Annotated in this window: 8 protein-coding genes and 3 rRNA genes; all 11 read right to left on the bottom strand. The window is 64.4% G+C overall.

Annotated features, from left to right (window positions below):
• Positions 1-41 precede the first annotated feature (41 nt).
• The 11 genes from D9V36_RS24200 to D9V36_RS24150 all read right to left on the bottom strand — a co-directional run bounded on the left by D9V36_RS24200 (position 42) and on the right by D9V36_RS24150 (position 12,235).
• Positions 42-1,037, bottom strand: coding sequence for a lysophospholipid acyltransferase family protein (locus D9V36_RS24200; RefSeq protein ID WP_129295614.1), 996 nt, complete (start codon positions 1,035-1,037; stop codon positions 42-44).
• Positions 1,038-1,051: 14 nt separating this feature from the next.
• Entirely contained in the window at positions 1,052-2,101 is a 1,050-nt protein-coding gene (locus D9V36_RS24195; protein ID WP_129295613.1) for an NAD-dependent epimerase/dehydratase family protein, read from the bottom strand.
• A gap of 199 nt (positions 2,102-2,300) precedes the next feature.
• Complete coding sequence (locus D9V36_RS24190; protein ID WP_003948845.1) at positions 2,301-2,399, bottom strand: 30S ribosomal protein bS22; 99 nt, start codon at positions 2,397-2,399, stop codon at positions 2,301-2,303.
• A 119-nt stretch (positions 2,400-2,518) separates the two neighbouring features.
• Positions 2,519-2,728: a helix-turn-helix domain-containing protein gene (locus D9V36_RS24185; protein WP_006604741.1), complete on the bottom strand. Its 210-nt coding sequence runs from the start codon at positions 2,726-2,728 to the stop codon at positions 2,519-2,521.
• Positions 2,729-2,856: 128 nt separating this feature from the next.
• Positions 2,857-3,672, bottom strand: a complete 816-nt coding sequence (locus D9V36_RS24180; RefSeq protein ID WP_129295612.1) for a phosphatase — start codon at positions 3,670-3,672, stop codon at positions 2,857-2,859.
• Positions 3,673-3,849: 177 nt separating this feature from the next.
• Positions 3,850-5,025, bottom strand: a complete 1,176-nt coding sequence (locus D9V36_RS24175) for an acetoin utilization protein AcuC (RefSeq protein WP_129295611.1) — start codon at positions 5,023-5,025, stop codon at positions 3,850-3,852.
• On the bottom strand, positions 4,994-6,232 hold the full coding sequence (locus D9V36_RS24170; RefSeq protein WP_129295610.1) for an MFS transporter: 1,239 nt from the start codon (positions 6,230-6,232) through the stop codon (positions 4,994-4,996). The genes D9V36_RS24175 and D9V36_RS24170 overlap by 32 nt, the downstream gene beginning before the upstream one ends.
• An 83-nt stretch (positions 6,233-6,315) precedes the next feature.
• On the bottom strand, positions 6,316-6,984 hold the full coding sequence (locus D9V36_RS24165; protein WP_129295609.1) for an HAD family hydrolase: 669 nt from the start codon (positions 6,982-6,984) through the stop codon (positions 6,316-6,318).
• Positions 6,985-7,091: 107 nt separating this feature from the next.
• Positions 7,092-7,208: ribosomal RNA gene (rrf, locus tag D9V36_RS24160) — 5S ribosomal RNA — on the bottom strand.
• A 74-nt stretch (positions 7,209-7,282) separates the two neighbouring features.
• Positions 7,283-10,404: ribosomal RNA gene (locus D9V36_RS24155) — 23S ribosomal RNA — on the bottom strand.
• A 302-nt stretch (positions 10,405-10,706) separates the two neighbouring features.
• Positions 10,707-12,235: ribosomal RNA gene (locus D9V36_RS24150) — 16S ribosomal RNA — on the bottom strand.
• The 16S, 23S and 5S rRNA genes sit together here, the layout of an rRNA operon.
• Positions 12,236-12,608: the final 373 nt, after the last annotated feature.

The raw sequence follows: 12,608 nt of genomic DNA, 5'->3' as shown, positions 1-12,608 counted from the left end.
AAGCAGTCCCTCCGGCGCTCGGTGTTCTTCCGGTCCTTCCCTCAGAAGAACACCGAGCGTCGCTGTACCAGCAGCTTGTAGAGGGTGTGCTGAATCGTCTCCCGCACCTGGTCGGTCAGGTTGAACATCAGCATCGGATCATCCGCCGCCTCCGGCGGATAGCCGGCCGTCGGGATCGGCTCGCCGAACTGGATCGTCCACTTCGTCGGCAGCGGCACCGCCCCCAGCGGCCCCAGCCACGGGAAGGTCGGCGTGAGCGGGAAGTACGGCAGCCCCAGCACCCGCGCCAGCGTCTTGGCGTTCCCGATCATCGGGTAGATCTCCTCGGCGCCCACGATCGAGCAGGGCACGATCGGCGCCCCGGCCTTCAGCGCCGTCGAGACGAAGCCGCCGCGCCCGAACCGCTGCAGCTTGTAGCGGTCCGAGAAGGGCTTGCCGATGCCCTTGAAGCCCTCCGGCATCACCCCGACGATCTCGCCGCGCTCCAGCAGCCGCTGGGCGTCCTCCGCACAGGCCAGGGTGTGCCCGGCCTTGCGCGCCAGCTCGTTTATCACCGGCAGGACGAACACCAAATCGGCCGCCAGCAGCCGCAGATGACGCTGCGCCGGATGGTTGTCGTGCACCCCGACCTGCAGCATCAGCCCGTCCAGCGGCAGCGTCCCGGAGTGGTTGGCGACGATCAGTGCCCCGCCGTCGGAGGGGATGTTCTCGACACCCTTCACCTCGACCCGGAAGTACTTCTCGTAGAAGGGCCGCAGCAGCGACATCAGGACCTGGTCGGTCAGCTCCTCGTCGTACCCGAAGTCGTCGACCTCGTAATCGCCGGTGATCCGCCGGCGCAGGAAGGCCAGCCCGCCCGCGATCCGCTCGTCCAGGGACCGCCCGGGATTCGTCCGCGGCACCGCCGCCGGCGGGTGCTCGGTCCGGGCCTCGGGCACCGGCGCCAGCCCCGTACCGTGCCCCGTGCGCCCGGCCCTCCTGGCCTTCCTGCGCGCCCGGGGCTCCTCGCCGAAGGGGATGACCTTGGCGTCCGCCATCGTGGATGGACTCCTCACTGGGTCGGGCCGCCGCGGGCCGGCAGCGCCTCGGCGAGCCGGTCGACGGTGTGGGCGAGGGACTCGGGCGGCAGCAGCCCGGGTCCACGGCTGCGGGCGAATTCCGCGAAGGTCTCCGCCGTCGTGTACTTCGGATGGAATCCCAGTGTCTCGCGCATCTGCGTCGTTTCCACGACCCTGCCGTGCGTGAGCAGCCGGATCTGTTCCGGCGAGAAGTCCGAGATGCCGATGGACCGCAGCGCCGTACCGGCCCAGGTCACGGTCGGCAGCAGCAGTGGCACGGTGGGCCGCCCCAGCCGCCGGGCGGTCTGCGACAGCAGCAGGACGCCGTCCCCGGCGATATTGAAGGTGCCGCTGTTGAGCGTTCCGCGGCGCGGCGCGGCGGCGGCGATCCGCAGCACCTCGATGGCGTCGCCCTCGTGGACGAACTGCAGCCGCGGGTCGTAGCCGAGGACGGTGGGCCACACGGGCAGTGAGAAGTACTCGGCGAGCGGGGAATCCGCGCACGGCCCGAGGATGTTGGCGAAGCGCAGCACGCACACCGCCACATCGGGCCGGCGCCGGGCGAAGCCGCGGACGTATCCCTCGACCTCGACGACGTCCTTGGCGAAGCCGCCACTGGGCAGCGACTTCGGCGTGGTGGTCTCGGTGAAGACGGCGGGGTCACGGGGCGCGGAGCCGTAGACGCTGGTGCTGGACTTGATGACCAGGCGCTGCACATTCGGGGCCTTCTGGCAGGCGCCGAGCAGCTGCATCGTCCCGATGACGTTGGTTTCCTTCACCGAGGCGCGGCCGCCGCGCTTGCTCAACGGTGTGCCGTTGATATCCATGTGGACGACCGTGTCGACACCCGTCTCGGCCAGGACCCTGGCAATGGCCGGATGCCGGATATCGGCCTTGAGGAATTCGGCGCCGCCCAGATGGTGTTCCGGTGCCACGGCGTCGACCCCGATCACCCGGTCGACGTCGGGATCGCGCTGGATACGGCGGACGAACCGGCCGCCCAGCTGCCGTGCGACTCCCGTGACGAGCACGACCTTGCCCAAGATCAGCCCTTCCCTACCCGCCGCGACCGCCGTGGCCGAGCTGTGCAGGCCACGCTATCGGGTAGGTGTTGCGCGGTGATGTCCGCGGGATGCCCGTGGCCACATTTCCGTCCGACCACCGTCCATACGGCCCACAACGCACCGCAGCCCCCGATCGCACCAAGGCGATGGGGGGCTGCGAATTCGCGATCAGCGTCGCTTACTTCTTGTTACGACGCTGAACACGGGTGCGCTTGAGCAGCTTGCGGTGCTTCTTCTTAGCCATCCGCTTGCGCCGCTTCTTGATAACAGAGCCCACGACTACCCTCGCTCACTTCGAATCACTCGGTGCGGGGCGTCCGAGCCCACACTACCTACATCGGGCCAGCCTACCCGGCGACGGGCGAACGGCGTAATCCGAGGGTCGGCGAGGTCTCGTCAGGCCGATTCCACCCCCACAAAGGACTCCCGGAGATAGTCGTGAACCGCTTGCTCCGGAACCCGGAAAGACCTCCCCACCCGAATCGCGGGCAGATGGCCACTGTGCACCAAGCGGTACACGGTCATCTTCGACACCCGCATCACCGTGGCGACTTCCGCCACTGTCAGGAACACGACCTCGTTCAGAGGCCTCTGGTCTGCAGCCATGCCACACCTGCACCTTCCGCATAAGACGGTCACCGGCTTCCCCTCCGGTGACTCTTCGTCGCTATGCGCTCACTCCCCAGATTAGGGGCGGGTGATGCGAGTGGGGAAGAGGAGCAGCGAACAGCCCCCTATCGGGACAGATATGCACGATTGAGCACATAGCGCGCCAGAGGCTGGTAGTGCGCGCTCGGCACGCCGTCGTCGAGCGGCACCGCCACCGACACCCGCCCCTCGGCCTCGCCGACGAACAGCGCCGGATCGTCCGCATCCGCCGGCCCGATCGCCTCGATGCCCAGCTGACCTGCCCCGCAGACCCATCCATGGTCCCCGATCACCAGGGTCGGCAGCGGCCCGGCGTAGCCCCCCGAGGCCGCCAGGGCGGTCCGTACAGGGAGCGGTGAATGGGTGTGTACGCCCCCCGTCCCCGGCGCGCCCCGCACGCCGGTTTCTCGCATCACCGCGACTCCCCGTACGTAGTCGAGTGTGCAGGTACGTACGCCGAACCGGGTCGCTATGTCGACACGGGCGCCATACGCCGGGGTGAGAACGGGACAGCCCGCCGACGAGAGAGCGTCTGCGAGGGTGGCGTAGAACCCCACCAGCCGGTGCGGATGGCCGGTACCGATCAGCACCGGCGCCCGGCGGCCGGCCGCCTCTCCCACCCGTTCGGCGAACCGGTCCAGCGCCGCGAGGGTGCGGTCGGGATCGATCTCATCCGGGCCGGAAGTATGTGCGAGATCGACCGAAACCCCGCACTTCTGCCCCATCAGTCGCAGTACTTCACCGACCGGCCAGTCCCCTTCGGGATCCAGCCCCAGCAGCGCCCGGGGATCGCGCGCCGCAAAGAGCCGGTAGCGCGCCAGACTCTTCTCCCGTCGGGTCGCGACCGTCCCCGCGAGCCGCGCCTCGATCAGGTGCGCCCGCAGCGCCCCGGTGCCCAACACGCGTCCCATACTGTCCGGTTGGTCGGCCCACGGGTGCCCCGACCGACGGGTAGTCACACCTTTGGGGGCACGGCACCGGATACGGCCGTACGGCGCCACACCGCTCCCCTGCCCAACCCGCGACAGCGCGACAGGGGAGGCCGCGGGGCTCCGACCCCTACAGATGCCTACAGGGACCTACGGAAGCAGCCCATGCGCCGGGAACACCGCCCGGCGGGTCGCCAGCACCGCCTGGTCCAGCCGGTCGGCCGGGTCATAGCCGTCGTCGACGAAGTCCCGCCACTGCGGCGTACGGCCGTCCGTCATCCGCAGCGGCGCCAACTGCCGCGTCCTGCGGAACACTTCGTGCCGCCACGCCTCCGGAACCATGGAGGTCGGCTCGATCGGCCGGCCCGCCGCGATCGCGGCCAGATGCGTCCAGCTGCGCGGCACCACGTCCACCACCGCATAGCCGCCTCCGCCGAGCGCGACCCAGCGGCCGTCCGCGTACCGGTGCGCCAGATCGTGACAGGCCTCCGCCGCCGCGCGCTGAGCGTCCAGGCTCACCGCCAGGTGCGCCAGCGGATCCTCGAAGTGGGTGTCGGCACCGTGCTGCGTCACCAGCACCTGCGGCCGGAACGCCCCCAGCAGCTCCGGCACCACCGCGTGAAAGGCCCGCAGCCACCCCGCGTCCCCGGTCCCGGCCGGCAGCGCCACATTCACCGCGCTGCCCTCCGCGCCCCCGCCGCCGGTCTCCTCCGGCCAGCCGGTCTGCGGGAAGAGCGTCCGCGGATGCTCGTGCAGCGAGATCGTCAGCACCCGCGGGTCGTCCCAGAAAGCCACCTGCACCCCGTCGCCGTGGTGCACATCCACATCGACGTACGCGACCCGCTCGGCGCCCAGCTCCAGCAGCCGGGCGACCGCCAGCGCCGCGTCGTTGTAGATACAGAACCCGGCCGCCCCGCCCGGCATCGCATGGTGCAGCCCGCCGGCGAAGTTCACCGCATGCGCCGCATCACCGCGCCAGACGGCCTCCGCCGCACCCACCGACTGGCCCGCGATCAGCGCGGACGCCTCGTGCATCCCCGCGAACGCCGGATCGTCCGCCGTCCCCAGCCCGTACGAGAGATCCGCGGCAGCGGGATCCGCCGAGGCCCTGCGGACCGCCCCGATGTAGTCCTCGCGATGCACCAGCCGCAGGGTGGAGTCCCCGGCAGGCTTGGCCGCGACCACCTCCAGCGGCCCCCGGTCCAGCTCGTAAGCCTCCACCAGACGCATGGTCAGCGCGAGGCGGACCGGGTCCATCGGATGCCCGGACCCGAAGTCGTAGCCCGTTACTGCCTCATCCCACATCAGCTGTGCGCGGCCGCTCATATCCGTCACCGTATCGGGCCTCAGGCGCCCCGAACGATCGGGCATACACCAACGTCACCAGCACCAGGGCCATCGGTACGAGCATCGCGCCCCGATAGCTCCAGGAATCACCGAGCGCCCCGACCAGCGGAGAACCGATCAGAAACCCCACATAGTTGAAAATGTTCAGTCGCGCGACGGCCAGGTCCGAAGCCCCGGGGCCGTGCTGCTCACCGGCGTACCGCCCCGCCGCCGCGAACGTCTGGGGCACGATCACACACAGCCCGAACCCCAGCAGCGTGAACCCCGCCATCCCGGTCCAGGCCCCCGGAGCCGCCGCCACCACCGCGAACCCGCCCGCCGCGACCACCGCCCCGGTCCGCACCACCGCGACCGCCCCGAACCGCCGCACGCCCAGATCCCCGACCGCCCGCCCGAGCAGCGTGGTGACCATATAGACGTTGTACGGGACGGTGGCCAGCTGCTCCGAGCTCCCCAGCACGTCCTGCAGATACTTGGCGCTCCAATTGGAGACGGTCGAGTCCCCGATGTACGCGCACGCCATCACCAGACACAGCGGCAACAACACCCGCATCGCGACGGGCACAACGGCCGCCGCCGGCCCCGCCCCGCCCTCCACCGGATCCCGGCGGTCCCGGTCCACGAACCAGCGGCCCACGAGCAGCGCCAGCGGCACCAGCACCGCCACCACCGGCCCGTACAGCAGCGCGAGCGACAGCTTCCAGTGCGCACCCGCCCAGGCCAGCGAGGCGCCCGCAATGCCGCCCAGGCTGTACGCCGCGTGGAACCCGAGCATGATGCTCCGCCCGTACGCCCGCTGCAGACTCACCCCGAGCATGTTCATCGAGGCGTCCAGAGCCCCCACGGACAGCCCGAAGACCCCCAGCGCCACGGCGGCCTGCGCCATCGAACCGACCGACCCGACCGCCAGCAGCGCCAGACACACCACCGGCTGCACGCACCGCAGGACCCGGCCGGCCCGCACCCGCTTCACCACCTGCTCGGCAACGAAGCTGCCGACCCCCGCGAGGACCGGCACCGCCGCGAGGAAGACCGGCAGCAGGCCGTCCGAAATCCCGTAGCGCTCCTGGATCGCGGGGATGCGGGTCACGAGGAGGGCGAAGACCGCCCCCTGGACGAAGAAGCTGAGGGCGAGCGAGACCCGGCCGTGCCGTAACCGCGCTCCTGGTACCCGGGGGACCGTCATGGCCGCTCAGCCTAGGACTCCCCACTACCGCTGGGTAGATGGATCTCACCGCCAATTCCGGTGTACGTCCGCCGGCGACGCCGCTACCGCAGCAGCCCCGGCAGCTCCGCCATCCGGCCGAACAGCGCGGTGGCCCCGGCCTCCGTCAGCTTCGCCGCCGGCGTCATCGCCGTGAAGCCGTAGACGTCCATCCCCGCGGCGACCGCGGCCCGTACCCCCAGCGGGCTGTCCTCGACCACCGCACACCGCTCCGGCGCCACGCCCATCTCCCGTGCCACATGCAGAAACAGGTCCGGAGCCGGCTTCCCCCGCCCCACATCCTGCGAGGAGAAGAGGCGCGTGCCGCCCCCGTGCCGCCTCTCGGCGAACCGCTCGATCAGCCCGGTCTTCGTCAGCGCCACCCGGATCCGCTCATGGCTCCCCGACGACCCGACGCAATACGGCACCCCGTCGGCGGCCAGCTTCTCCAGTACCTCGATCACACCCGCCACGGGCTCCAGCCGCCGGCGGAACTCCTCGAAGACCCGCCCGTGAAAGGCCTCGTCGAACCCAGCTGGCAGCCGCTCGCCGGACCGCTCCAGCACTGCCTCGTGAATACGGTGCATCGCACCGCCCATGTAGTAGCGCAACGACTCTTCATAGGTGGTCGGATGGCCCAGCTCGGTGAGGTAGGCGGCAAGTATCCGATTGGAGATCGGCTCGCTGTCCACCAGGACGCCATCGTTATCAAAGATGACCAAGTCATAGCGCATGCTCACGAGCCTACCGAGCGGCCCCCTGCCGCTTTCCGGTCCGCTTTCCGTTCCGTAAACGCAGAAAAGCCCCGCACCATAAGGTGCGGGGCTTTCCCACAATGATTGTTCGGCGGCGTCCTACTCTCCCACAGGGTCCCCCCTGCAGTACCATCGGCGCTGAAAGGCTTAGCTTCCGGGTTCGGAATGTAACCGGGCGTTTCCCTAACGCAATGACCACCGAAACACTATGAAGTTAACCAACCCGGCATAATCACAGGTCGTTACTTCAGAACCTACACAGTGGACGCGAGCAACTGAGGACAAGCCCTCGGCCTATTAGTACCAGTCAACTCCACCCGTTACCGGGCTTCCATATCTGGCCTATCAACCCAGTCGTCTACTGGGAGCCTTAACCCCTCAAAGGGGGTGGGAGTACTCATCTCGAAGCAGGCTTCCCGCTTAGATGCTTTCAGCGGTTATCCTTTCCGAACGTAGCCAACCAGCCATGCCCTTGGCAGGACAACTGGCACACCAGAGGTTCGTCCGTCCCGGTCCTCTCGTACTAGGGACAGCCCTTCTCAATACTCCTACGCGCACAGCGGATAGGGACCGAACTGTCTCACGACGTTCTAAACCCAGCTCGCGTACCGCTTTAATGGGCGAACAGCCCAACCCTTGGGACCGACTCCAGCCCCAGGATGCGACGAGCCGACATCGAGGTGCCAAACCATCCCGTCGATATGGACTCTTGGGGAAGATCAGCCTGTTATCCCCGGGGTACCTTTTATCCGTTGAGCGACGGCGCTTCCACAAGCCACCGCCGGATCACTAGTCCCTACTTTCGTACCTGCTCGACCCGTCAGTCTCACAGTCAAGCTCCCTTGTGCACTTACACTCAACACCTGATTGCCAACCAGGCTGAGGGAACCTTTGGGCGCCTCCGTTACCCTTTAGGAGGCAACCGCCCCAGTTAAACTACCCACCAGACACTGTCCCTGATCCGGATCACGGACCCAGGTTAGACATCCAGCACGACCAGAGTGGTATTTCAACAATGACTCCACCATGACTGGCGTCATAGCTTCAAAGTCTCCCACCTATCCTACACAAGCCGAACCGAACACCAATATCAAGCTATAGTAAAGGTCCCGGGGTCTTTCCGTCCTGCTGCGCGAAACGAGCATCTTTACTCGTAATGCAATTTCACCGGGCCTATGGTTGAGACAGTCGAGAAGTCGTTACGCCATTCGTGCAGGTCGGAACTTACCCGACAAGGAATTTCGCTACCTTAGGATGGTTATAGTTACCACCGCCGTTTACTGGCGCTTAAGTTCTCAGCTTCGCCACACCGAAATGTGACTAACCGGTCCCCTTAACGTTCCAGCACCGGGCAGGCGTCAGTCCGTATACATCGCCTTACGGCTTCGCACGGACCTGTGTTTTTAGTAAACAGTCGCTTCTCGCTGGTCTCTGCGGCCACCACCAGCTCACCGAGTAAATCGGATCACCAGCAATGGCCCCCCTTCTCCCGAAGTTACGGGGGCATTTTGCCGAGTTCCTTAACCATAGTTCACCCGAACGCCTCGGTATTCTCTACCTGACCACCTGAGTCGGTTTAGGGTACGGGCCGCCATGAAACTCGCTAGAGGCTTTTCTCGACAGCATAGGATCATCCACTTCACCACAATCGGCTCGGCATCAGGTCTCAGGCTTCATGCTGTCCGGATTTACCTGGACAACGCCCTACACCCTTACCCCGGGACAACCACCGCCCGGGCTGGACTACCTTCCTGCGTCACCCCATCACTTACCTACTACCACCTTGGATCAGCGGCTCCACCACTCCCCTACGCTCCGAAGAGCTCAGGGCGGCTTCACGGCCTTAGCATTAATGGATTCGATATTTGGCGCTTCAAAGCGGGTACCGGAATATCAACCGGTTGTCCATCGACTACGCCTGTCGGCCTCGCCTTAGGTCCCGACTTACCCTGGGCAGATCAGCTTGACCCAGGAACCCTTAGTCAATCGGCGCACACGTTTCCCACGTGTGTATCGCTACTCATGCCTGCATTCTCACTCGTGAACCGTCCACAACTCGTTTCCACGGCTGCTTCACCCGGCACACGACGCTCCCCTACCCATCACAACGGACGTTGGTCCTCATGTTGCAATGACACGACTTCGGCGGTGTGCTTGAGCCCCGCTACATTGTCGGCGCGGAATCACTTGACCAGTGAGCTATTACGCACTCTTTCAAGGATGGCTGCTTCTAAGCCAACCTCCTGGTTGTCTCTGCGACTCCACATCCTTTCCCACTTAGCACACGCTTAGGGGCCTTAGTCGATGCTCTGGGCTGTTTCCCTCTCGACCATGGAGCTTATCCCCCACAGTCTCACTGCCGCGCTCTCACTTACCGGCATTCGGAGTTTGGCTAAGGTCAGTAACCCGGTAGGGCCCATCGCCTATCCAGTGCTCTACCTCCGGCAAGAAACACACGACGCTGCACCTAAATGCATTTCGGGGAGAACCAGCTATCACGGAGTTTGATTGGCCTTTCACCCCTAACCACAGGTCATCCCCCAGGTTTTCAACCCTGGTGGGTTCGGTCCTCCACGAAGTCTTACCTCCGCTTCAACCTGCCCATGGCTAGATCACTCCGCTTCGGGTCTTGGGCACGCTACTCAACGCCCTCTTCGGACTCGCTTTCGCTACGGCTTCCCCACACGGGTTAACCTCGCAACATACCGCAAACTCGCAGGCTCATTCTTCAAAAGGCACGCAGTCACGACACAGAGACAAGTCTCTGTGCGACGCTCCCACGGCTTGTAGGCACACGGTTTCAGGTACTATTTCACTCCGCTCCCGCGGTACTTTTCACCATTCCCTCACGGTACTATCCGCTATCGGTCACCAGGGAATATTTAGGCTTAACGGGTGGTCCCGCCAGATTCACACGGGATTTCTCGGGCCCCGTGCTACTTGGGTGGTTCTCAAACGAGCCGTCAATGTTTCAGCTACGGGGGTCTTACCCTCTACGCCGGACCTTTCGCATGTCCTTCGCCTACATCAACGGTTTCTGACTCGTCTCACAGCCGGCAGACTGTGAAAGAGAACTCCCACAACCCCAGCCACGCAACCCCTGCCGGGTATCACACGTAACTGGTTTGGCCTCATCCGGTTTCGCTCGCCACTACTCCCGGAATCACGGTTGTTTTCTCTTCCTGCGGGTACTGAGATGTTTCACTTCCCCGCGTTCCCTCCACACTGCCTATGTGTTCAGCAGCGGGTGACAGCCCATGACGACTGCCGGGTTTCCCCATTCGGACACCCCCGGATCAAAGCTCGGTTGACAGCTCCCCGGGGCCTATCGCGGCCTCCCACGTCCTTCATCGGTTCCTGGTGCCAAGGCATCCACCGTGCGCCCTTAAAAACTTGGCCACAGATGCTCGCGTCCACTGTGCAGTTCTCAAGCAACGACCAGCCACCCACCACCCCAACCCGAAGGCTGAGTTCACTGGGGCCGGCATCGCGAAGGTCCAGACCACAGTCCGTACCCTCAGATACCCAACAACGTGCCCGGCACGACCATCCGAATCCTGTGTTCCACGCCGAAGCAGTACTAACAGTCATCATCAGACCGTGCCGAATAGTCAACGTTCCACCCATGAGCAACCAGCATCAGACATTCGCTGATGTACTGGCCTCTGACCAACCAGAGGTCGGTAAGAAGTGCTCCTTAGAAAGGAGGTGATCCAGCCGCACCTTCCGGTACGGCTACCTTGTTACGACTTCGTCCCAATCGCCAGTCCCACCTTCGACGATTCCCTCCCACAAGGGGTTGGGCCACCGGCTTCGGGTGTTACCGACTTTCGTGACGTGACGGGCGGTGTGTACAAGGCCCGGGAACGTATTCACCGCAGCAATGCTGATCTGCGATTACTAGCAACTCCGACTTCATGGGGTCGAGTTGCAGACCCCAATCCGAACTGAGACCGGCTTTTTGAGATTCGCTCCACCTCGCGGTATCGCAGCTCATTGTACCGGCCATTGTAGCACGTGTGCAGCCCAAGACATAAGGGGCATGATGACTTGACGTCGTCCCCACCTTCCTCCGAGTTGACCCCGGCAGTCTCCTGTGAGTCCCCATCACCCCGAAGGGCATGCTGGCAACACAGAACAAGGGTTGCGCTCGTTGCGGGACTTAACCCAACATCTCACGACACGAGCTGACGACAGCCATGCACCACCTGTACACCGACCACAAGGGGGACCCTGTCTCCAGGGTTTTCCGGTGTATGTCAAGCCTTGGTAAGGTTCTTCGCGTTGCGTCGAATTAAGCCACATGCTCCGCTGCTTGTGCGGGCCCCCGTCAATTCCTTTGAGTTTTAGCCTTGCGGCCGTACTCCCCAGGCGGGGAACTTAATGCGTTAGCTGCGGCACGGACGACGTGGAATGTCGCCCACACCTAGTTCCCAACGTTTACGGCGTGGACTACCAGGGTATCTAATCCTGTTCGCTCCCCACGCTTTCGCTCCTCAGCGTCAGTATCGGCCCAGAGATCCGCCTTCGCCACCGGTGTTCCTCCTGATATCTGCGCATTTCACCGCTACACCAGGAATTCCGATCTCCCCTACCGAACTCTAGCCTGCCCGTATCGAATGCAGACCCGGGGTTAAGCCCCGGGCTTTCACATCCGACGTGACAAGCCGCCTACGAGCTCTTTACGCCCAATAATTCCGGACAACGCTTGCGCCCTACGTATTACCGCGGCTGCTGGCACGTAGTTAGCCGGCGCTTCTTCTGCAGGTACCGTCACTCTCGCTTCTTCCCTGCTGAAAGAGGTTTACAACCCGAAGGCCGTCATCCCTCACGCGGCGTCGCTGCATCAGGCTTTCGCCCATTGTGCAATATTCCCCACTGCTGCCTCCCGTAGGAGTCTGGGCCGTGTCTCAGTCCCAGTGTGGCCGGTCGCCCTCTCAGGCCGGCTACCCGTCGTCGCCTTGGTAGGCCATCACCCCACCAACAAGCTGATAGGCCGCGGGCTCATCCTTCACCGCCGGAGCTTTCCACCACCAGACCATGCGGTCGGTAGTCGTATCCGGTATTAGACCCCGTTTCCAGGGCTTGTCCCAGAGTGAAGGGCAGATTGCCCACGTGTTACTCACCCGTTCGCCACTAATCCCCTCCCGAAGGAGGTTCATCGTTCGACTTGCATGTGTTAAGCACGCCGCCAGCGTTCGTCCTGAGCCAGGATCAAACTCTCCGTGAATGTTTACTCGGCCAGTAAATAAATTACAGCCGGTGAACACACACGAGAGCGGAACGAGCGGACGGAATAGGTCTGCTCGTTCACAGCGTCCTCGCTGTGTGTGCCACCCCGACCCGTGGGCCGTGGTGGGCTTTCAAAGGAACCTCATCCGCCGGATGTTTCCGGTGGACGGGGTATCAACATATCTGGCGTTGACTTTTGGCACGCTGTTGAGTTCTCAAGGAACGGACGCTTCCTTTGTTCCTGTTTCACCAGGATCTCCGGGCGCTTCCCTTCGGTCTTGCGTTTCCGACTCTATCAGATCCTTGCGGGCCCGATTTTCGCCGGTGCGTTTCCGCCTTTCGGCTTCTTCGCGTTTCCAACCTTACCAGAT

The organism is Streptomyces lydicus (assembly GCF_004125265.1).
GTDB classification, from domain to species: domain Bacteria; phylum Actinomycetota; class Actinomycetes; order Streptomycetales; family Streptomycetaceae; genus Streptomyces; species Streptomyces lydicus_C.
This window is presented reverse-complemented; position numbering and strand designations above follow the sequence as displayed.